18 protein-coding genes are annotated in these 20439 nt (G+C 65.2%); 5 read left to right on the forward strand and 13 right to left on the reverse strand.

Annotated elements, in window-relative coordinates:
- Positions 1-114: 114 nt before the first annotated feature.
- The gene (locus N2602_RS03240) at positions 115-1440 is read left to right on the forward strand and encodes an MFS transporter (RefSeq protein WP_212258895.1); all 1326 of its coding nucleotides are present in this window, start codon (positions 115-117) and stop codon (positions 1438-1440) included.
- Between the two features lie 192 nt (positions 1441-1632).
- Here N2602_RS03240 and N2602_RS03245 read toward each other — a convergent pair whose 3' ends face one another.
- The 10 genes from N2602_RS03245 to soxX all read right to left on the reverse strand — a co-directional run bounded on the left by N2602_RS03245 (position 1633) and on the right by soxX (position 10382).
- Positions 1633-3351, reverse strand: a complete 1719-nt coding sequence (locus tag N2602_RS03245) for an amidohydrolase family protein (protein ID WP_212258893.1) — start codon at positions 3349-3351, stop codon at positions 1633-1635.
- Positions 3352-3454: 103 nt separating this feature from the next.
- The gene (locus tag N2602_RS03250; RefSeq protein ID WP_260381742.1) at positions 3455-4660 is read right to left on the reverse strand and encodes an MFS transporter; all 1206 of its coding nucleotides are present in this window, start codon (positions 4658-4660) and stop codon (positions 3455-3457) included.
- Positions 4661-4796: 136 nt separating this feature from the next.
- Positions 4797-4970 carry a hypothetical protein gene (locus tag N2602_RS03255; protein WP_260381743.1) on the reverse strand — a complete coding sequence of 58 codons (174 nt, stop codon included), beginning with the start codon at positions 4968-4970 and terminating at the stop codon, positions 4797-4799.
- A gap of 85 nt (positions 4971-5055) precedes the next feature.
- Entirely contained in the window at positions 5056-6093 is a 1038-nt protein-coding gene (locus N2602_RS03260) for an MBL fold metallo-hydrolase (RefSeq protein ID WP_172786566.1), read from the reverse strand.
- 127 nt (positions 6094-6220) lie between these two features.
- The gene (soxB, locus tag N2602_RS03265) at positions 6221-7972 is read right to left on the reverse strand and encodes a thiosulfohydrolase SoxB (protein ID WP_260381744.1); all 1752 of its coding nucleotides are present in this window, start codon (positions 7970-7972) and stop codon (positions 6221-6223) included.
- A gap of 50 nt (positions 7973-8022) precedes the next feature.
- The gene (locus tag N2602_RS03270) at positions 8023-8328 is read right to left on the reverse strand and encodes a hypothetical protein (RefSeq protein ID WP_212258888.1); all 306 of its coding nucleotides are present in this window, start codon (positions 8326-8328) and stop codon (positions 8023-8025) included.
- Positions 8325-9188: a sulfur oxidation c-type cytochrome SoxA gene (soxA, locus tag N2602_RS03275; RefSeq protein WP_172786569.1), complete on the reverse strand. Its 864-nt coding sequence runs from the start codon at positions 9186-9188 to the stop codon at positions 8325-8327. Before soxA ends, N2602_RS03270 begins: the two co-directional genes overlap by 4 nt.
- Positions 9188-9499, reverse strand: coding sequence for a thiosulfate oxidation carrier complex protein SoxZ (gene soxZ, locus N2602_RS03280; RefSeq protein ID WP_172786570.1), 312 nt, complete (start codon positions 9497-9499; stop codon positions 9188-9190). Before soxZ ends, soxA begins: the two co-directional genes overlap by 1 nt.
- A 15-nt stretch (positions 9500-9514) precedes the next feature.
- Positions 9515-10000 carry a thiosulfate oxidation carrier protein SoxY gene (soxY, locus tag N2602_RS03285; protein WP_260381745.1) on the reverse strand — a complete coding sequence of 162 codons (486 nt, stop codon included), beginning with the start codon at positions 9998-10000 and terminating at the stop codon, positions 9515-9517.
- Between the two features lie 25 nt (positions 10001-10025).
- Entirely contained in the window at positions 10026-10382 is a 357-nt protein-coding gene (gene soxX, locus N2602_RS03290) for a sulfur oxidation c-type cytochrome SoxX (RefSeq protein ID WP_172786752.1), read from the reverse strand.
- A gap of 230 nt (positions 10383-10612) precedes the next feature.
- Here soxX and N2602_RS03295 point away from each other — a divergent pair, with 230 nt between their 5' ends.
- Positions 10613-11284, forward strand: coding sequence for a class I SAM-dependent methyltransferase (locus N2602_RS03295; RefSeq protein WP_260381746.1), 672 nt, complete (start codon positions 10613-10615; stop codon positions 11282-11284).
- Between the two features lie 181 nt (positions 11285-11465).
- On the opposite strand, the gene N2602_RS03300 is transcribed toward N2602_RS03295, so the two are convergent.
- On the reverse strand, positions 11466-13535 hold the full coding sequence (locus N2602_RS03300; RefSeq protein ID WP_260381747.1) for a prolyl oligopeptidase family protein: 2070 nt from the start codon (positions 13533-13535) through the stop codon (positions 11466-11468).
- Positions 13536-13721: 186 nt separating this feature from the next.
- Here N2602_RS03300 and N2602_RS03305 point away from each other — a divergent pair, with 186 nt between their 5' ends.
- The gene (locus tag N2602_RS03305) at positions 13722-14969 is read left to right on the forward strand and encodes an MFS transporter (protein ID WP_260381748.1); all 1248 of its coding nucleotides are present in this window, start codon (positions 13722-13724) and stop codon (positions 14967-14969) included.
- 214 nt (positions 14970-15183) lie between these two features.
- On the forward strand, positions 15184-16431 hold the full coding sequence (locus N2602_RS03310; RefSeq protein ID WP_260381749.1) for an MFS transporter: 1248 nt from the start codon (positions 15184-15186) through the stop codon (positions 16429-16431).
- Positions 16432-16438: 7 nt separating this feature from the next.
- Here N2602_RS03310 and N2602_RS03315 read toward each other — a convergent pair whose 3' ends face one another.
- Entirely contained in the window at positions 16439-17830 is a 1392-nt protein-coding gene (locus N2602_RS03315; protein WP_246571735.1) for a M48 family metalloprotease, read from the reverse strand.
- A gap of 132 nt (positions 17831-17962) precedes the next feature.
- A complete protein-coding gene (locus N2602_RS03320) occupies positions 17963-18814 on the reverse strand; it encodes a thermonuclease family protein (protein ID WP_260381750.1) in 852 nt (283 codons plus the stop codon).
- 271 nt (positions 18815-19085) lie between these two features.
- Here N2602_RS03320 and N2602_RS03325 point away from each other — a divergent pair, with 271 nt between their 5' ends.
- Positions 19086-20291, forward strand: coding sequence for an ABC transporter substrate-binding protein (locus N2602_RS03325; RefSeq protein WP_172786578.1), 1206 nt, complete (start codon positions 19086-19088; stop codon positions 20289-20291).
- Positions 20292-20439 lie beyond the last annotated feature (148 nt).

Here is a 20439-nt window from a genome sequence, read left to right on the forward strand (position 1 = left end):
GCTGCGTAGCACACCTGATGCGGAAATGCCGGGGTTGCGTTGGCCCTGAAGCCGCTGTTAGCTTCCAAGACGGCCAAATCAAAAAAGTGCCGAAAAAGACATGCGGGGAGAATGATGAGCGCTCAGGGAACGCCGAATGTGGCGGCTAGAACGACCAAGACGCCACAGGGCGCCTGGACCGTTACATTTCTCCTCTTTCTCTTCATGGTGGTGAACTTCGCGGACAAGATCGTCGTCGGTCTCGCCGGCGTGCCGATCATGACCGACATGAAGCTCAGCGCCGAGCAGTTCGGCCTGCTCGGGTCCTCGTTCTTCTTCCTGTTCTCGATCTCGGCCATCGTGGTTGGCTTCATCGTCAACAAGGTGCCGACGCGCTGGGTGCTGTTGACGCTGGCGGTGATCTGGGCGGTGGCGCAGTTCCCGATGGTCGGCACGGTATCCTTCACCACGCTTCTGATCTGCCGCATCGTGCTGGGGGCCGGCGAAGGCCCGGCCTTCTCGGTCGCCGCGCACGCGATCTACAAATGGTTCCCCGACGAGAAGCGCACGCTGCCGACCGCGATCCTGTCGCAGGGCTCGGCCTTCGGCGTCATCCTCGCGGTGCCGGCGCTGAACTGGATCATCGTCAACCATTCCTGGCACTACGCCTTCGGCGCGCTCGGAATCGTCGGCCTGATCTGGGTCGCGGCCTGGCTCGCGCTCGGCAAGGAAGGCCCGCTGGAGGATACCGAGGTCCTGGCCGCCACCGAGCCGAAGATTCCGTACGTGCAGCTGCTGACCTCGCGCACCTTCCTCGGCTGCGTGATCGCGACCTTCGGCGCCTATTGGGCGCTGTCGCTCGGCCTCACCTGGTTCACGCCCTTCATCGTCAAGGGGCTCGGCTTCTCGCAGAGCCAGGCCGGCTTCATCTCGATCCTGCCCTGGGTGTTCGGCGCCACCATCGTCATCCTCACCGGCTGGATCTCGCAGGTGATGATGGCGCGCGGCTACACCACGCGCATCTCGCGCGGCGTGCTCGGCTCGGTGCCGCTGATCATTGGCGGCCTGATCCTCACCGCGATGGCGCATGTCGAGGGCGCCGGCCTGCAGATCGCGCTGCTCGTCGTCGGCTCCGGCCTGTGCGGTGCGATCTACGTGGTCTGCCCGCCGATGCTCGGCGAGTTCACCCCGGCCTCGCAGCGCGGCGCGGTGATCGCGATCTACGGCGCGCTTTACACGCTCTCAGGGATCATCGCGCCGAGCGTGATGGGCACCGTGATCCAGCGCGCCGGCACCATGCTCGACGGCTACCTGACCGGCTTCACCATCAACGCGGCGGTCATGATTGGCTCCGGCGTCATCGGCCTGCTGCTGCTGTGGCCGAACACGGAGAAGGCCAGGCTGACGCGTGGTGCGGCGCCGCAGGGCACAGCGCTGAAGGGCGCGGTGTCGCCGACGTAAGGGGAGGCGCGCTCTTTCTTACCCTCCCCTGGAGGGGGAGGGTCGATCGCGCAAAGCGCGCGCGGGGTGGGGTGATCTCTCCGCTCGGGCACCGTATCGGTGGAGAGACTGTCACCCCACCCCGTCTCACATGTCGCTGCGCTCCATATGAGCCGACCCTCCCCCTCCAGGGGAGGGTAAGCGGTCGCCTCGCTAGCTCGCCATCTCCTGCGCGCCACGAATCAGCTTGCCCGGCCGCCGCCCGGTGGCTTCGCCGTGCCGCCGCGTCACCACGCCCGAGACGATCGTCGCCTCATAGCCGTCGACATCCTGCAACAGCCGCCGACCGCCGACCGGCAGGTCGTAATGCACCTTCGGCGGATGCAGATGCAGCCGGTCGTAGTCGATCACGTTGACGTCGGCTTTATAGCCGGGAGCAATGAGCCCGCGGTCGGTGAGGCCGACCGAGAGCGCGGTCTTGCGCGACTGCGCGGCGACCACGAACGGGATCGACAGCTTCTCGCCGCGCGTGCGGTCACGCGTCCAGTGCGTCAAGAGATAGGTCGGAAAGCTGGCATCGCAGATGATGCCGCAATGCGCGCCGCCGTCGGAGAGGCCCGGCACCGATTGCGGATCGAGCAGCATCTCGCGCGTCGCATCGAGATTGCCATCGGAATAGTTCAGGAACGGCACGTAGAGCATGCCGCGCCCGTCGTCCGACAGCATGGCCTCGTACGCGAGCTCCTCCGGCTGCCTTCCCTGCTGGCGCGCCCGCGGCCCCAGCGCGTTCTCCGGCGGCTGCTCGTAGTCGGGGGGATCGCCGAGCAAAAACATCTTGTCGTAGTTGGGCCGGAAGAACAGCGGATCGTCGGTCGCAGTCGCCGTCTCGCTCAGGATCGCCTTGCGCATGTCGGCTTGACGCAGCTGCATCAGCCGCTCCTTCAACGGCAGGTGCGCGATCGCCTTGTAGCTCGGATGGGTCTGGAACGGATTGCGCGAAAGCTCGAGCCCGAGCAGGAGGCCGACGGGCCGGGCCGCGATCTGCGCGGTGATGGAGAGGCCGCGTCTGGCCGCTGCATTGATCTCGTCCAGCGTCTGGCGCCAGCGGTTTGGCGCCTTGTCGTTCTGCGTGATCGAGAACGAGATCGGGCATTTTGTGCTGTCCGCCACCCGCAGCATCATCGGCAGGTCTTCGTGGATGGTGGAGAGGTCGAGCACGAATTGCAGCACGCTGCGCCCCTGCCGGTGCATCGCGCCGGCAATCGCGGTGAGCTCGTCCTCGCCGGCCTTCAGGGTCGGCGTGAAATCGCCGGTCGAGGTGCGGTGGTTGAGCGTGCGCGAGGTCGAGAAGCCGAGCGCGCCCGCGCGCACGGCCTCGCCCGCGAGCTTCGCCATCGCCGCGTTGTCCTCAGGCGTCGAGGGATCGCGGCGTGCGCCGCGCTCGCCCATGACATAGACGCGCAGCGCGGCATGCGGCAGCTGCGCGCCGACGTCGATGTCGAAATCGCGCTTGCCGAGCCAGTTCATGTAGTCCGGAAAGCTCTCCCAGGCCCAGGGAATGCCGGCACTCAGCACCGGCTCAGGAATGTCCTCGACGCCCTCCATCAGCTGGATCAGGCGGGTGTGGTCGGCAGGCTTGCACGGCGCAAAGCCGACGCCGCAATTGCCCATGATCGCAGTGGTGACGCCGTTCTGCGACGACGGCGTGATGTCCTGGCTCCAGGTGACCTGCCCGTCGTAATGGGTGTGCACATCGACAAAGCCCGGCGTCACCAGCTTGCCGCGCGCGTCGATCTCTTCGCGGCCTTTCGCGGAGACCTTCCCGACTTCGCTGATCCTGCCACCGGTGATGGCGACGTCGGCCTCGAACAGCTCGCCGCCGCTTCCGTCCGCGACATTGCCGCCGCGGATCACGAGATCAGGATTGCTCATGGTGTTTCTTCCCGTTTTTTGTTGCTTGTTTTCGTCGTCCCGGACAAGCGCGCTTTCAGCGCGGCCGATCCGGGCCTTCGCCGCGACGACAGATGAACCTTGGCTACGCCTTCGCCGCCCGCCGTTCGGTGAACGGCGACAGCACCACTGTCGCCAACATGAAGATCACGGACGCGCCGAACACCCAATGCGGAGCGCTCTGGTCCATGATCCAGCCGAACAGCAGCGGTGAGACGATGCCACCGAGGTTGAAGCCGGTGGAGACGATGCCGAAGGCGCGCCCCGCGGCACCCGCAGGCGCGGCATTGCGCACCAGCATGTCCCGCGACGGCGCGATCACGCCGGAGAGGAAGCCTGCGGTCGCCATCGTCGCCGTGAGGGCCCAGCCCGGCAGCGTCACCAGCGCGATCAGCAGCACGATGACCGCATTCGCGGCGAAGCAGGCCGCGGCGACATAGCCGTGACGCTCGGTGCGGTCGGCGAGGAAGCCGCCGGCGAGCACGCCCGCGGCGCTGGCTGCGAGGAACGCAGTCAGCGCGACATTGGCGATCGAATAGGACGTGCCGTAGCCGCTCATCAGCGCCACCACGCCGAAATTGTTGATGCCGGCGACTGACAGGCTGAGCAGCATGAACAGCGCGGTCAGCGTGATCAGCGCCGGGGTGATGACGGCCTGCTTCGGCGCGCTCTCGCTGCCCGGCTTCTTCTTGTGCGCGCCGGCCTCGGGGATGCCCATGGCCACCAGCAACACCGCCACCAGAATGGCGATCGCGCCGGAGGCGATCAGCGCGCCGACGCCGCCCCACACCGTGACCAGTGCCGCCACGATCGCCGGCGTCACCGCGCCGCCGAGATAGCCGGCAAAGGTGTGGACCGAGAAGGCGCGGCCCATCCGCGCCTCGTCCATGTGCTCGGCCAGGATCGCGTAGTCGGCAGGATGATAGACGCTGTTGGCGAGCCCGAGCAGCACGGCGCAGGCGATCAGCGCAGCGTAGCTGAGGTGCAGGCCGAGCAGGATCAGTGCGCAGCCGCCGAGCGTCAGCCCTACAAGCAGGATCTTGCGCGCGCCAAAATGGTCGACGAGATAGCCGGTCGGCGCCTGCGTCAGGCCGGAGACGACGGCAAGCGTGGTCAGCGAGAAGCCGAGCTCGACATAGCCGACGCCGAGCTTCTCCTTCAGGAACGGGAACAGCATCGGCAGGACCAGCAGATGGAAATGGCTGACCCAATGCGCGATCGAGATGCCGGTGAGCGTGCGCAGCGCACTGTCCGCCTTGCCTTGCTGCGGTGCGGCGAGAACGTCGACCATTGCAGTTCCGTTTCACTCCCGATGGACCGGCAAACTATCGGGGAGGGCGGTTATTTGTCCATGAACGCAGGCGCATGGCAGGTAGTGCGGGCGGGGCGCCATCCCGCTAGCGCGCGATCAAAATCGGCGTTCCCACTCAGAACGGCTCGTCGTCAGGGCCATAGCGGTCGCGTTTCGGCGTCGCGATGTCGCCGTCTTCGTAATCGTCGTCATCGTTCGCACGGCGGGAGGAGGGCTTCTTCGCCTTCTTATCCGCGGCCTTGTTCTCGGCGATCTTGGGTGGTTCGCTCGGCTTTGCGGTCTTGGTCATGGCGGGTCCCGGATGGTGATGCTGCATCCGAATGTACCGCCAAATATGTGCGGCGCCTGATTTATCTCAAGGGGCGACGAGGTCGTCAGTGCACCACCGGCCCGCCTGCCTTCTTCCAGGCATCGAGGCCGCCGGCGATATGTGCGCTGTTGAGAAGCCCCGCTTCCTTTGCAGCCGCAACGGCCATCGCCGAGCGTTCGCCGAAGGCGCAGAAGAACACGACGCGGCGCCCCGTTGCGGCCGCGACCTCGCGCAGCATGCCGCCGGGCTTGAGGCTTTCCTCCACAGAGGGATAGGGCGTGTGCAGCGCGCCTTCGAGCATGCCGTGCTTCATCCGCTCATTGGTCTCGCGCAAGTCCACGAGCAGGATGTCGGGCCGGCCGAGGCTGCGGATCGCCTCGGTCGCGCTGAGCGCACGGCCTTCCTTCTCCAGCTCCTCCTGATGCAGGCCGACATGCATGTTGGCGGGGATCGCCACGTCCATCATCTTCGGATTGGGCAGCTTCAGGTTGGCCATCAGCTCGACATATTCGTCGACCGAGCGCACCTGAAGCCGCGGATTGTAGCGCTTTTCCTCGCCGATGGTGGAAACGGTATCGCCCTTGTAGTCGTGGGCCGGAAACACCATCGTTTCGTCCGGCAGCTTCAAGAGACGGTTGAAGATCGAATCGTATTGCGCGCGTGCCGAGCCGTTCTGGAAATCGGTGCGGCCGGTGCCGCGGATCAGCAGCGTGTCGCCGGTGAAGACGCGGTCGCCCATCAAATAGGAATAGGAATCGTCGGTGTGGCCCGGCGTGTACATCACGTCGAGCGACAGGCCCTCGATCGTCACCTTGTCGCCGTCCGCCACCCGCATGGCGACGACGTCGGCCTTGGTCTGGTCGCCCATCACGGTCATGCAATGGGTGCGGTCGCGCAGCTCGCCGAGGCCGGTAACGTGGTCGGCATGCAGATGCGTGTCGACCGCCTTGACCAGCTTGAGGTCGAGCTCGCGCAGCAATTGGCAGTAGCGGTCGACCTTCTCCAGCACAGGGTCGAGAATCAGCGCCTCGCCGCCGGGGCGGCTGGCGAGGACGTAGCTGTAGGTGCCCGAAACGCTGTCGAAGAGCTGGCGGAAGATCATGGCAGGACCCGGCTTGGAACTGACTTCCAAGATTCTACTACGGTATGGGTCCAAAAGAGAAGCAATTCACTGCGTGAACAGCGAAATCTAGAAGATTCTTATTGCGGGTGCGAGAGCGGCGACGGCATCATCCCAATCCGGCAATGCCTGGATTGCCCTCGACCCCCTTCAGCGTCACGCCGGAGCCCAGTCGCTCCTGAAGCATCCGGCCCGAGCGCAGATATTTGCCGACGACGTCCCATACCGGCGCGCCCTGCTGGCCGTTGACCGAGGCCCAGCCCGCGACCTTGTAGCGGTGGCTGGCGCTGAGCGCCTTGCCGCTACCGAGCTTCAGCTCCGAGATGCGGCTGCCGATCGCAGCGTCCGGCGTGCAGGTGTAGCTGAGCCCGCCGGCGCGCACCATGTCGCCGCCCTGCTGGTAGTAGGGATCGGCATTGAAGAGGTTGTCGCAGACGTCCTCGAGCAGGTCCTTGATCTGGGCCCCCGTCATCTCCTGCACATAGGTTTCGGGATAGGTGATCGCGGTTTCCGCCAGCAGATCCTCCATGGTCATAGCCTGGCCTGACAGTGCGGTGACGCCCCAGCGGAAGCCCGGCGACAGCGCGATCTCGGCATCGAGCTCGGTGCGCAGCGCGGTGCAGATCAATTCGTCCATGGGCCCGGAGAAATTGCCGCGGCGATAGAGCAGACGGTCGGGTGTCGCGATCTTCTCCGACCAGTCGGCCACATGCGGTGCACGGACCCGGCCGATCAGCTCGGCCATCGCCGGATCGGGCTTCAGCAGCTCCGAATAGACCGGCAGCAGATGGTACCTGACATCGCTGACCTTGCCGCTGTCGAGTGCGAGATCGAGCACACCCAGAAATTTCCCGTTGGAGCCGGCATTGGTGACGAGCGTCGTGCCACCTGCGTTCTTCACTGGCATAGGCTGCGGTACGGCATCATGGGTGTGGCCGCCGAGAATGACGTCGATGCCGGTGACCCGGCTCGCGAGCTTGAGGTCCACGTCCATGCCGTTGTGCGACAGCAGCACGACGGCATCGACCTTGTCGGTGCCGCGCAAGGCATCGACATGCTTCTGCAGCTCCTCCTCGCGGATGCCGAAGCTCCAGTCCGGCGTGAACCTCTTGGGATGCGCGATCGGAGTGTAGGGGAAGGCCTGGCCGACGATCGCGACGCGATGCCCGCCGAGTTCCTTGATGACAGAAGGCTTGAACACGCGTCCGGTGGCCTTGTCGAAGGCGGGGGCGTCGTTGAACGCGGCCTCCTCGGTCAGGAACACGTTCTGCGCCAGGAACTCGCCCTTGAAGCGCTCGAGATTGTCGCGCAGCGCCTGCTCGCCATAGGTGAATTCCCAATGCCCCGTCATCGCCTCGATGCCGAGCAGATTTGCGACCTCGACCATGTCGCGGCCCTGCATCAGGTTGGCCAGCCCCGTGCCCTGCCAGAGATCGCCGCCGTCGACGAGCAGCGAACGCCGCTCGCCGACATCGGCGCGCAAGCGATCGACCAGCGTCTTCAGATGGGCAAAGCCCCCGAGCTTGCCGAAGCGGCCTGCTGACTTCTCGAACTCGAAGCAGGTGAAGGCATAGGCATCGGCGCTGTCGGGCCGGATGCCGAAGCGTTCGAGAAAGGCGCGGCCGACCAGATGCGGCGGCCGTCCCGCCATTTCGCCGATGCCGATATTGACACTGGGCTCGCGGAAATAGACCGGATTGAGCTGCGCATGCGTGTCGGTGATGTGCAGGATTCGCGCAGTGCCGAACCGTTCGAGGTCGTAGATGCTGGCAGCCTCAGCGCCGCGGGCCAGCCGCGGCAGGGCGATCGTTGCCGCGGCAAGGCCCGCACCTTTCAGGAAATCGCGGCGGCGGATCGCCATTCAAGAATTCTCCGCGCCTCTCGTATGGACTGCGTTCACCGCGCGGCAGTCTAGCGGATTTCCATCGCCTTCCAGGCTTCTTTTTCGGAACTAGCCTGGAAGATCGACGCCTTCGCCAGCGCTTCGGCCTCCCTGGCCGCGGCCACCGCACGGTCGAAATCGCCGCCGTCGGCAGCCTTCTTCGCAGCCGCCAGCGCAGATACGGTCACCGTCCACTGGTTGCGCATGCCGGCCGCCTCCTTGGAGGCGGCTTCGGCGGCGGCATAGGCCGCCTTGTAGTCCGCCTCATTCGCCGCGCGCGCGGATGGCGCAAGGCTTAAGGCGAGCAGCATGGCGAGCGCAAGTGACCGCTTCATGGCCGTGCTCCTGGCCCTGAGATCGGCAGGCCGTTGGCGACGTAGGACAGGAAATATTCGACGTCGCGATATTCATCCGCCTGCGGCTCCAGCGGAACCGCGCGGGTCTGGCTGTTGCAGGTGACGAAGCGGCGGCTGGTCGTGCCCATGCCGCTCCATTCCGAGCGGTAGATCGGCATCGCGTTGACGATGCCGAGCGCCGGGGCCAGGGTCTCGGCGCGGATGCGCTCGCCCGGGCTCTGCACATGGCAGCTCGCGCAGGAGAAGTTCATCTGGCCGCGGCGGGTGTAGAAATAGCGCTTGCCGTTCTCGTACGCCGCGAGCGCGCGAGGGTCATCGGGAATCTTGATGTCCATCAGCTTGCCGCGCGAGGTGTAGGCCATGTAGGCGGTGAGCGAGGCCATCTCGTCCTTGACGTAGGAATAGGGCGCCTCGCCATTGGCCTCGCGGCAGCGGTTGAGCGCGAGCTCCAGCGTGATGACCTTGCCTTCCTTGCTGTCGAAGTACGGATAGTTCTGGCGGATGGCGATGCCGCCGTTCGGGAAGCAGTCGGCATAGGTCTTGCCGTTCTTGAACGGGGTCGAGAACATCTCCTTGCCGGCATCGAGCGCGAACTCGTAAGGCGGGAATTCCTCTTTCTCCTGCCACTGCCGCTTCATGTCCTCGTTCATGGAATACGGACCGTTGACGAAATCCTCGTGCTTCACGTTCGGAAACTTCTGGAAGAAGAAGTTCTGGAACGCCTTGGCATCAGCAACGGGATCCACCTTGTCGGCAGCGATCACGCGGGGCGAAGCGAGGGCGAGCGCGACGAGCGCGGCGCCGAGCGAGCCCAGCAGGAGGTGGATGCGGGCCTTCATCACGCGATCTTCGCGGTGGTCGTGTCCGAGCCGCCCTTGTTGTCGGTCCATGAGATCTTGAGCTCGTCGCCCTTCTTGGCGCCCTTGAAGCTGAACTTGACATAGGGGTCCTTGGAAACGGCGGTGCCCCAATCGGCGACGAACACGTCCTTGCCGTTACATTCGAACTTCAGCTGCTGGATGAAATGCGCCGGGATCAACTCGCCCTTGGAATCCTTGACGAGGCCGGTGTCCATGGGGTGCTGGATCAGCGCCTGCACCTCGGTGATGTCGCCGCTCGATGTTGCGCGCACGCGAATGCTGGATGCCATGTCGATCTGCCTCGCTTAGCCGCCGCAACCGCCGACGGTGACCTTGACCTCCTTGGTCGCGCTATAGAGCTTGCCGTCGGCCTCCACGATCGCGGTCAGTTTGGTGGTCCTCGCCATCTTCAGCCGGTTGGCGACGGCAGGGATGGTGCCATCGGGAATCCTGTAGCTGGCGGCCAGCGCGCTCGGGTTCTCCGCCACGAAGAACGAGATCGAGGTGACCTTCTCCAGCGTCGTCGTCACCGAGATCGGCACGACGCCGCCGTTCTCGGCGATCTCCGGCGCATCCAGCTTGACCTTGTCCGACGGTTCGGCGGTCTTGCCGTAGAGCGCCTTGATCGCATCGGCTTCGATCTTCTGCCTGAAGGCCTCTTCCGGATATTTGTCGTTCGCCGCGGCGCGCGCGGGCGCGAACGGCAGATTGCCGAGGCCGAGCAGCGCCACGGAGGCTGCGCCCTGAAGGATCAGGCGCCGCGTCGGGTGGGGCCTCGGGGTCGTGGTCATCTCAAGTCTCCTGGGCCGCCGGCGGTTAGAGGGTCTGCAGGAAATCAACGATCGCGTCGATCTCCTGTTCGGTCAAAATCCGGTTCCGGCCGAACGGCGGCATCATGGTTTGCGGATTGCGCTTGGTCTCGTCGAAGATGATCGCGGTGAGCTCGTTGCGATCAGGGTATTTTGACTTGATGTCCTTCAATTCCGGTCCGATCGTCCCCGGCAGGTCGCCGCCTTTGATGACATGGCAAGTCAGGCAATTGCCCTTGCCGCGGTCGAAGGCGAGCTTCTGGCCCACCGTCACGGCGGATTGCGCCCCCGCCGGGGCCATGGCCATGCCGGCGAGGAGGGCCAGGGCAACAAGCAAAGCGGGCTTGCGAGGAAAGGCGGTCAAGGCATCGTCCCGGAGCGTTATCTCGATGATCTCATTTACGGAATTGTTCAAAAGCACAAAGGACATCGCCTGACAATCAAGACTATGCATGCGGCAAAATGGGGTTAATATCCTCCGCATTGCAACCGACAAGATAGTTCGTTCATGCGGATGGGCGCGGACTAGCAAATTATTCTCGGACCTTTGGCCTTCTGGCGTTCTTTTTTGGTACGCATTTTTGGGGACGTCACTTGGCTGAATATGTCGTCGAATTTGGCAGGGATGGCGGACGGGTCGAGCCGGATGGCCGGCTCGATGCGCCGGCCTTTCATCGCAATCACGAACCGATCTGGTCCGCCCTGGAAAGGCACCTCGCGGATGCGACCGGCAACGTCGTGGAACTCGGCAGTGGAACCGGGCAGCACGTGGTGCATTTCGCCCGCCACACGCCCGGCCTGGTCTGGTGGCCGAGCGATCTCAACCAGCGCCACCTCAAGAGCATCGAAGCCTGGCGCGTGCATGCGGGCCTGCCGAACATCCGCCCGCCCCTGCGCATCGACCTCACCGATCCCGATTGGTGCCCGGAAATGAAAAGTGGGCAGGGGCCGACCAGCCTCGCGGCCGTGTTCTGCGCCAATGTCATTCACATCGCGCCCTGGGCCGTGGCCGAAGGCCTGTTCGCCGGCGCCGGCCGTTATCTGCGCCGCGACGGCAAGCTGTTCCTCTATGGCCCGTTCAAGCGCGACGGCAAGCACACCGCGCTCAGCAACGCGGTGTTCGACACCTCCTTGCGCGAGGGCAATCCCGAATGGGGCGTGCGCGACGTCGTCGACGTCGAGACGCTGGCGAAGGCGGCAGGCCTCGGTCTCGTCGATACGATCGAGATGCCCGCGAACAATCTGACGTTGGTGTTTGCGCGGTAGCTACGCCGGAGGTGCGCTCCCTCTCCCGCTTGCGGGAGAGGGTCGGGGAGAGGGTGCTTCCGCAACGGGATACTCCCCTAGGGGAGAAAGCCCTCACCCGCCGCGCTCTTCGAGCGCGTCGGCCTCTCCCGCAAGCGGGAGAGGCAAGAACTGTCCGTGGCCAGCACCTTGTCAAGACGTCTCAGTCTTCGTCATCCCGCCACCCGATCTTCTCCTTCAAGAACCGATAGCCCAGCACCTCGAAGCCCGCGCGCTCCTTGTTGTCCTTGCCGTAGCCGTGGCCGCCTGCGGCCGGCTCGTAGAACCAGGCCTCATAGCCCATGGCCTGCAGCTTGGCCGCCATCTTGCGCGCGTGGCCGGGATGGACGCGGTCGTCGCGCCGCGTCGTCGCGATCAGGATCGGCGGATAGGCTTGGCCGGCCTTCACGTTGTGATAGGCCGAGTAGGTCTTCAGCCATTCCCATTCGTCGGGCTTGTCGGGATCGCCATATTCCGCGATCCAGCTCGCGCCCGCGAGCAGCTTTGTGTAGCGGCGCATGTCGATCAGCGGGATGGTGCAGAACAGCGCGCCGAAACGCTCGGGGTAGCGCACCAGCATGTTGGTGATGAGGATGCCGCCGTTCGAGCCGCCCTGCGCGGCGATACGCTTTGCGCTCGTCACACCGCGGCGGACGAGATCGGCGGCCACGGCGGCGAAATCGTCGTGAGAGAGCTTCTTGCCGGCAAGGCGTCCGGCATCGTGCCAGCGCGTGCCGAACTCGCCGCCGCCGCGCAAATTCGCCTGCACCGTGGTGCCGCCGCGCTCCAGCCACAGCTTGCCGAGCGACGCGTTGTAATACGGCTTCACCGAAACCGCGAAGCCGCCATAGGCGCTCATATAGACCGCCGCATCGCCGGTCTCGCCGGCGGGGCCGGTCTGCACATAGGGAATTCGCTCGCCGTCAACGGAGATCGCCTCGTGCTGCGTCACCATGAGCCCGTCGGCGGTGAACGTCTTCGGCGCCTGCTTCAGCACGATCGGGCTTGCGACGCCGCGTTCGATCAGCAGCAACGAGGGCGGCGTCAGCGGATCCTGCACATTGGCGAGCAGGGCGCCGTTGCTCTCGGAGGCATGGCGATCGAGCGTCCAGACGTCGACGACGCCGATTCCCGGCAGGCCGGAAAGCGTCTCGCGGCTCCATGTCGCGGCGGAAGGCGTGCAGATCTCGAAACGCGGCCTCAGCTCGTCGAGGATCGAAAGGACCAGCCTGCCTGCCACCCAGAAGAAGCCCTGGATCGCCCGACGCGGCGCCGGCTCGAACAGCATGGCGAACTCGCGGCCGCCTTTGAGGAATGCGGAGAGCGAGATGCCGAGCACCGCGTCCGCCTCGTACGTCCGTCCGGCCACGGACCAGTTCGAGCGCGGTTTGATCGCGAGCCAGTCGCCATGGGCCTGCAATTCTATGTCGGTCGGCAGATCCAGCCTTGCGAGCGGTCCGGTCTGATCTCCGATCGAGACGCTGAAGTTGAAGAAATCCAGCATGCGGCCGAACCATATCGTTCGATTCGACGTGATGCGATCGACGTAGCAATATGCCGCCATGTCGTCCGCCGAGGCCTCGAACAGCACCGAAGCCTGTTCGACCCTTTGGCCGCGCCGCCAAAGCCGCACGGTGCGCGCATAGCCCGATGTCGTCGCCATGCCCTCGCCATGCGCGCTCGAAAGCAGCAGCGTGTCGGCATCGAGCCAGTCGACGCCGCCCTTGGCTTCCGGCAGTGCGAAGCCGCCGCCAACGAAGCTTCTCGTGTCGAGGTCGAACTCGCGCAAAGTGACGGCGTCGCTGCCGCCGCGCGACAGGCTGAGGATCGCGCGCGAACTGCCGGGCATCGTGGTGATCTGGCTCAGCAGCCAGTCCTCGCCTTCGCTCGCCGCAAGCTGATCAATATCAAGTATGGTTTCCCATGCCGGATGCGGCTTTCGAAACTCTTCCAACGTGGTCCGCCGCCACAGGCCGCGGGGATTGCTGGCGTCCTTCCAGAGATTGTGCAGATCGGAGCCGCGCCGGCTGACATAGGGAATGTTGTCGGGACGATCGTAGATGCCAGCGAGTATGTCGCGGCCGCGTTCGAAGGCCGCTCCGCCGAAGGCCTGCAGCGTCAGGCTGTTCTGCCGCTCGACGAAATCGAGCGCCTGCCGGCGCTCGATCTCCTCCAGCCACAGCCAGGGATCGTCGTCGGGAGCTTGCAGCGTGGGCCTGTCGTCGACGGACATAACGTAACTCCTGGAGAAGCGCGGCGGATAGGATTTGATCGAGCGCAAGCCGTCAAGGGCGCGCATCGCTATCATCGCAGCGATTGCGTCAGGGGCATGGCCCGCGCCCGTTTGCGCCGGTTGCCGGCCCTCTCTCACCCCTCCATAGTGCCGCGAATCAACAGAGCCCTTTGGGCGGAAATGCCGATGCTGGACGTGACTGCAGCCAATGAGATCGCCGACGATGCCCGCGTGCGCGCCAACGTGGTGCGCCTTGCCGCCGCGCAGGCGCTGACCGGCGCCAACTCGGCGGTGATCTTCGCCACCGGCGCGATCGTCGGTGCCACGCTCGCGCCGGACATGTCGTTCGCGACCGTGCCGATCTCGATGTATGTGGTCGGGCTCGCTGCCGGCACGCTGCCGACCGGCGCGATCTCGCGCCGCTTCGGCCGCCGTGCCGCCTTCGTCATCGGCACCGGCCTCGGCGCGCTCACCGGCCTGCTCGGCTCGTTCGCGATCCTGCACGGCTCGTTCGCGCTGTTTTGTCTGGCGACCTTTCTCGGCGGCCTCTACGGCGCGGTGGCGCAATCCTATCGCTTTGCGGCTGCCGACGGCGCCAGTGCGGCCTACCGGCCCAAGGCCGTGTCCTGGGTGATGGCGGGCGGCGTGTTCGCGGGCGTGCTTGGTCCGCAGCTCGTGCAGTGGACCATGGATGTCTGGCAGCCTTATCTGTTCGCCTTCAGCTTCCTGGTGCAGACGGCCGTCGCGCTGGTTGCCATGGGCATCGTCGCCGGCGTCGACATGCCCAGGCCCGCCCCGGCCGATCTGCATGGCGGCCGGCCACTGCTCACCATCGTGACCCAGCCGCGCTTCGTCGCGGCCGCTTTGTGCGGCGTCATCGCCTATCCCATGATGAACCTGGTGATGACCTCTGCGCCGCTCGCCATGAAGATGTGCGGCCTCAGCGTCTCCGATTCCAATTTCGGCATTCAATGGCACATCGTCGCGATGTATGGGCCGAGCTTCTTCACGGGTGCGCTGATCGCGCGCTTCGGAGCGCCGAAGATCGTGGCTGCCGGCCTGCTGCTGGAAGCAGGCGCCGCCACCATCGGTCTCTCCGGGCTCACGGCGATGCACTTCTGGGCCACGCTGATCGTGCTCGGCGTGGGCTGGAATTTCGCCTTCATCGGCGCCTCCGCGCTGGTGCTGGAGACGCATCGCCCGCAGGAGCGCAACAAGGTGCAGGCCTTCAACGATTTCCTGGTGTTCGGCATGATGGCGATCGGCTCGTTCTCGTCGGGCCAGCTGCTCGCCAATTTCGGCTGGTCCGCGGTGAACCTCGTGGTGTTCCCGCCGGTGCTGCTGGGTCTTGCCGTGCTCTCGCTGGTCTCCTGGGCGAGGCGCCGCCAGGCGCGGCTGGAGGCAGCCATGGGCGAGTTCCCCGACGCCGTGTGACGCATGATCCGGACCCGAAGGGCCGCGTTAGCGCAAAGTGTGCAGCGGTTTTCCGAAAGGATCATGCGAAAAGATGGCGGGAGGTTGTCAGCAGCGTTGACACTTCGATCCAGGTCGAAGTGATTTTCGAGAGCCGCGTTGTTACATGATGCTCGTCATCAACAGGCGAGCGTTCAGCCCAAGCGCTCGCGGGGGGAACGAAGGACCAGCGCAAATGCTCGACAATCCCCGCCACATTCCGCCAATCGACGAATCCTCGCTCCGTTACGAAGGCTGGCGCATCGTCGCGGTCTGCTTCCTGCTCGCGACCTTCGGCTGGGGGCTCGGCTTCTACGGCCAGAGCGTCTATGTCGCCGAGCTGCAGCGGGCGCGGGGCTGGCCGGCCTCGCTGATCTCCTCCGGCACCACGTTCTTCTACCTGTTCGGCGCGCTGCTCGTCGTCTTCGTCGGCGAGGCCGTGCGGAAATACGGTCCGCGCCTCAGCCTGCTGGCCGGCACGCTGGCGATGGCGGCGGCCGCAGTCGCGATCGGCGCGGTAAGCGAGCCCTGGCAGCTCTATCTCGCCGATGCCGTGCTCGCCTTCGGCTGGGCCGGCACCAGTCTCGCCATGATCACCAACACGATCAGCCTGTGGTTCGACGAGAGGCGTGGCATGGCGATCAGTCTCGCACTCAACGGCGCCAGCTTCGGCGGCATCGCCGGCGTGCCGCTGCTGGTGGCGTTGATCGGCCATGTCGGCTTTGCCGGTGCGATGTACGCCGCCGCCGGCGCCATGCTGGTGCTGCTCGTGCCGGTCATCCTCCTTCTCGTCGACCGCCCTCCCGATCGCCACGGCTGGCACGCGACGGCGAAGGCAAGACCGCAATCATCGACGGAGATCCGCGCCTGGGCGCTGCGTGACGTCGGCTTCCTCACGGTGACGATCGCCTTTGCCCTCGTGCTGTTCGCCCAGGTCGGCTTCATCGTGCATCTGATCTCGTTCCTCGATCCCGTGATCGGGCGCGAGCGCGCCGCCGTGGCCGTCGCGGTGCTGACCGCGATGGCGGTGGTCGGTCGCGTGCTGTTCTCGCTGGTGATCGACCGCCTCAATCAGCGTCTCGCGTCCGCGCTGTCGTTCCTCAGCCAGGCCGCCGCGCTTCTCGCCGTCATCAACCTGCACAACGACTATGTACTGATCGCGGCCTGCGCCGTGTTCGGCTTTTCGGTCGGCAACCTCATCACGCTGCCCTCGCTCATCGTGCAGCAGGAGTTCGACTCCGCCGCCTTCGGCGTGCTGATCAGCCTCAATACCGCGATCAACCAGGTGACCTATGCGTTCGGCCCCGGCGTCGTCGGTTTCCTGCGCGATCTCTCAGGCGGCTATACGCTGCCGTTCTATCTCTGCATCGCGCTGGAGGTGATGGCGGCGGCGCTGATCATAGTGCGCGGGAAGCCGCGTTTCTCCGGGACGACGCGCGCTTAGCGAGGCGTTAGTCCGCCACGATCTTGACGCGATCGCGCACCTTGACCTGCGCGGTGCGATCGAGGCCGTTCAGCACGCGGAAGCGCTCGGCGGGATGGTCGACGCCGGCCATGCGGTGCGAGAGCGATTCCACGGTGTCGCCGGGCTGCACCGTGATGACCTTGATGCGCAACGGGCGCGCGGCCTGGATTTCCTCCAGCGTCAGGCGGCGGAACGAGTTGACGGTCTCGCGCGCGTTGCGCTCGCTCTCGGTCGATTTCTGCCGTGCCGCGAAGATGAAGCGATAGACGTCGCTGCCGAAGCGCAGCGCATAGACCTTGAACTGCCACTGGTCGCCCTTGGCGGTGGCGGACGCCGCCGGAAAACCGTTGATGGTGAGGTCCTCGGTCGAGGCCTTCTCGACGCCTTCCATCCAGCCGGAGTTGAGATAGTCGCCGAGCGACTGCTCCCCAGGCACGCGCACGACGTCGAAGCGCATCGCCTGTGCGCCGCCCTCGCGCACGCCGATCACGGCTTGTGCGGTGTTGTCGAGCGTGAAATTGTCCGGCGCCTGGAAGGTGAAGCCGAGCTTCGGATGCAGGAAACGCCGGCCGCGGACAAAGCCTTCGCTGGGGTCTTCGCCATAGACGAGGTTGTCGATCGCGGCGAGATAGCTTTCGCGATCGCGCTCGGCGCCTTCAGGCGCCGTGTATTGACGGGCAATGTTCTGCGCGTTCTGCACGCGTTCCGGCGTTGCCGGATGCGACGAGGTGAAATCCTGCGCGCGCGGATCGAGCGAGCTCTTGCCGGCCTTCAGCTCGGCATTGCGCTCCATCGCGGACAGGAAGCGCGCGGCGCCGTATGGGTCGAAATGCGCCTTGGCGGAGATGCCGACGCCGATGCCGTCGGCCTCGAACTCCTGCTTGCGCGAGAAGCTCGCCATGGTGAGCTTGGTCTTGGCCAGCGCCAGCGCGGTGAGGTCGGGATCGTTGCTCATGTCGGTGACGACGCGGGTGACGATCGCGGCTTGGCGCGCCTGGTCCTCGCGCATTGCGGCGTGCTTGGACAGCACATGCGCCATCTCGTGGCTGAGCACGGAGGACAATTCGGAGGTGTCGCTGGCGAGCGCAAGCAGGCCGCGCGTGACATAGAGCTGGCCGTTCGGCAGCGCAAAGGCGTTCACCGCGCCGGAATTGAGGATCGTGACCTTGTAGCCCTGGTCGGGCCGGTCGGAGGCCGCGACCAGCCGGTCGACGGTCTTGCTGACGAGCGCCTCGAGCTTGGGATCGTCATAGGTCCCGCCATAGCTCGCCAGGATGCGCTCGTGCTCCTTTTCGGTGGCCGGGGTTTGTGCGACGGCGGGCTTTGGCTTCGGCATCGCGACGGCCGTCGGGGTCGCCGCAGTCTGGAACCGGCCCATATCGCCGCAGCCGGCGAGAAGCCCGCCCAGCACAAGGCAAAGCGCGGCCGGCGCAGCCCGCAGGCGGCGGCAATCACCCAGTCCGTGCCGTTCTAGCACCCCATTCACGTCGATTAACCCGTGCCCGGCCGTTTAAGGCCTTACCCCAGTAGGCTCGTTTGCGCCCAGCAATTCAACCTGTCCCAAGAGACGCACATCGATACGCGGCCCCGTCGTCCCCTCAACCCAGCCCCGAACGCGAATACGCCGATTCTCCAGGGACTTAAGGGCCGTGCCGGCGTTTTCGAACGCCGCTAGCGTGCGCTTTGAAATAGTCACGGCAAAGCCACGTGTCCAGTTCCGTCCGAAGTTGAGGTAGGTCGTTGCCCCAGCTTGCCGGACTGACAGGACTTTGCCCTCGATTACCGCAAAGCGCCCGATCTCCGCCAAAATATCGTCCGGACTTTCCGCGTTTTTTATGGCCGACGGGTCAGCCCAGCTGCCCATTTTTTGACGCCGCGCTGCGGCTTCGGACGCCATCAGGGCGGCCGCGCAGTCTTTGTCTACGATCTCGGCGGAGACCACGGCCTCGCCCCGGGCGAGCAGCATGGCCTGCACCGAGATGTCGCTTTCGCCGATGAAGACCAGTGCGCTCTGGCGGCCGTAGCGATCGGGCGTGTCGTCAGCGCTCCGCAGCATCACGTCGCGGCCGGCGAGCAGCGAGGTCAGCGCCTGCTTCGTGGTCGCGGTCGGCGCGATGCCGCTGAGGCGGATCTCGCGGCCGTCGTCGAGACGCACGCTGCGCGCATCGACGATGCCAGCGACGCGGCCTTCGCCCTGGGACTCGAACTGGCAGGGTGCGGCGAAGGCGGTGTTAGCCGCAACGAGAAGAAAGAGGACGATGAGGCGAAGCCGTTGCGTCACGTGACCCGGAGAGGTTGCGCTGCGCGGCAACCATACCTCATGCGTGGTGGGGTGCGAAGAGGTTTCGCCATACTCCGTCATTGCGAGGAGCTCTTCGCGACGAAGCAATCCAGACTGTTTCCGCGGATGCATTTCTGGATTGCTTCGCTGCGCTCGCACTGACGACGCGGAAACATTTCGTCGTACCTCACCATTCCGCTTTGCGGAAAACACGCGCGGCAATCACGCATTCGCCTCGCCCCTCCGCTTGCTGCGCTCTTGCGCATGCGGCATGATTGCGGCAACAGCGAATAGCCAAGAGCAATAACCAAGCCGCCATCAGAGCACGGCGCGATAAGGGAGGTCGTTTTCGATGAAGAGTATTTTGTCCGGCATTTTTGCCGCCGCGTTTGCCCTCAATGCGAGCGCCGCACAGGCCCAGGACAAGCCGCCGCTGAAGATCGGCGGCATTCTCGACATGTCGAGCCTTTATGCGGACATCACCGGCCCCGGCAGCGAGACTGCGGCGAAGATGGCGGTCGAGGATTTCGGCGGCGAGGTGCTGGGACGCAAGATCCAGGTGCTGGCGGCCGATCATCTCAACAAGGCCGATCTCTCCGCCAACATCGCCCGCGACATGCTCGACAACCAGGGCGTCGAGATGATCTACGACGTCGCGGCCTCCGCGACCGCGCTTGCCGCCGGCGAGATCGCGAAAGCGCGCAACAAGATCGTCATGTTCAACGGGCCGGGCTCGATCCGTCTCACCAACGAGGCCTGCGGCCCCTACACCATCCACTACGTGTTCGACACCTACGGCCAGGCCAATGTGACCGGTCTTGCGGCGGTGAAGTCGGGTCTCGACAGCTGGTTCTTCCTCACCGCCGACTACGCCTTCGGCCAGGATCTGGAGAAGGACACCAGCGCCGTCGTGACCAAGACCGGCGGCAAGGTGCTCGGTGCCGTCCGCCATCCGCTCAACACGTCGGATTTCTCGTCCTTCCTGCTCCAGGCCCAGGCCTCCAAGGCCAAGGTGATCGGGCTCGCGAATGCCGGCGGCGACACCATCAACGCCATCAAGCAGGCGGCGGAGTTCGGCATCACCAAGGGCGGCCAGAAGGTCTCGCCGCTGCTCGCCTTCGTCACCGATATCGACTCGATCGGGCTCGAGACCGCGCAGGGTCTGCTGCTCGCGGAAGCGTTCTACTGGGATCTCAACGACGACACGCGTGCCTTCTCGAAGCGCTTCATGGAGCGCACCAAGCGGGTGCCGACCTCGGCGCAGGCCGGCGTCTATTCCTCCGTCACGCATTACCTGAAAGCCGTGAAGGCGGCCGGCACCACCGACGCCGCGGCGGTGATCAAACTGATGAAGGAGACGCCGATCAACGACTTCTTCGCCAAGGGTGGCAAGATCCGCGAGGACGGCCGCATGGTCCACGACATGTACCTGTTCGAGGTGAAGAAGCCGTCGGAGTCCAAGGGCCGCTGGGACGATTACAAGCTGCTCGCCACCGTCCCCGGCAACGAGGCATTCCAGTCGCTGGAGCAGTCGCGCTGCCCGCTGGTGAAGAAGTGACGGCGTGACTTCTTCACGCCGTCATTGCGAGGAGCTCTTGCGACGAAGCAATCCAGACTGCATCTGCGGAAACATTCCTGGATTGCTTCGCTTCGCTCGCAATGACGATGTGGTGATAGGTCGGCTAGACAATAACAAGGAGACGTCC

Origin of the sequence: Bradyrhizobium sp. NC92, from assembly GCF_025200865.1 — a bacterium.
Lineage (GTDB): Bacteria > Pseudomonadota > Alphaproteobacteria > Rhizobiales > Xanthobacteraceae > Bradyrhizobium.

Excerpts from the sequence above, each read along its gene's own strand:
- N2602_RS03240 (WP_212258895.1), top strand. The coding sequence starts at position 115 with ATGAGCGCTCAGGGAACGCCGAATGTGGCGGCTAGAACGACCAAGACG.
- N2602_RS03245 (WP_212258893.1), bottom strand. The coding sequence starts at position 3,351 with ATGAGCAATCCTGATCTCGTGATCCGCGGCGGCAATGTCGCGGACGGA.
- N2602_RS03250 (WP_260381742.1), bottom strand. The coding sequence starts at position 4,660 with ATGGTCGACGTTCTCGCCGCACCGCAGCAAGGCAAGGCGGACAGTGCG.
- N2602_RS03255 (WP_260381743.1), bottom strand. The coding sequence starts at position 4,970 with ATGACCAAGACCGCAAAGCCGAGCGAACCACCCAAGATCGCCGAGAAC.
- N2602_RS03260 (WP_172786566.1), bottom strand. The coding sequence starts at position 6,093 with ATGATCTTCCGCCAGCTCTTCGACAGCGTTTCGGGCACCTACAGCTAC.
- soxB (WP_260381744.1), bottom strand. The coding sequence starts at position 7,972 with ATGGCGATCCGCCGCCGCGATTTCCTGAAAGGTGCGGGCCTTGCCGCG.
- N2602_RS03270 (WP_212258888.1), bottom strand. The coding sequence starts at position 8,328 with ATGAAGCGGTCACTTGCGCTCGCCATGCTGCTCGCCTTAAGCCTTGCG.
- soxA (WP_172786569.1), bottom strand. The coding sequence starts at position 9,188 with ATGAAGGCCCGCATCCACCTCCTGCTGGGCTCGCTCGGCGCCGCGCTC.
- soxZ (WP_172786570.1), bottom strand. The coding sequence starts at position 9,499 with ATGGCATCCAGCATTCGCGTGCGCGCAACATCGAGCGGCGACATCACC.
- soxY (WP_260381745.1), bottom strand. The coding sequence starts at position 10,000 with ATGACCACGACCCCGAGGCCCCACCCGACGCGGCGCCTGATCCTTCAG.
- N2602_RS03300 (WP_260381747.1), bottom strand. The coding sequence starts at position 13,535 with ATGTCCGTCGACGACAGGCCCACGCTGCAAGCTCCCGACGACGATCCC.
- N2602_RS03305 (WP_260381748.1), top strand. The coding sequence starts at position 13,722 with ATGCTGGACGTGACTGCAGCCAATGAGATCGCCGACGATGCCCGCGTG.
- N2602_RS03310 (WP_260381749.1), top strand. The coding sequence starts at position 15,184 with ATGCTCGACAATCCCCGCCACATTCCGCCAATCGACGAATCCTCGCTC.
- N2602_RS03315 (WP_246571735.1), bottom strand. The coding sequence starts at position 17,830 with ATGGGCCGGTTCCAGACTGCGGCGACCCCGACGGCCGTCGCGATGCCG.
- N2602_RS03320 (WP_260381750.1), bottom strand. The coding sequence starts at position 18,814 with ATGACGGAGTATGGCGAAACCTCTTCGCACCCCACCACGCATGAGGTA.
- N2602_RS03325 (WP_172786578.1), top strand. The coding sequence starts at position 19,086 with ATGAAGAGTATTTTGTCCGGCATTTTTGCCGCCGCGTTTGCCCTCAAT.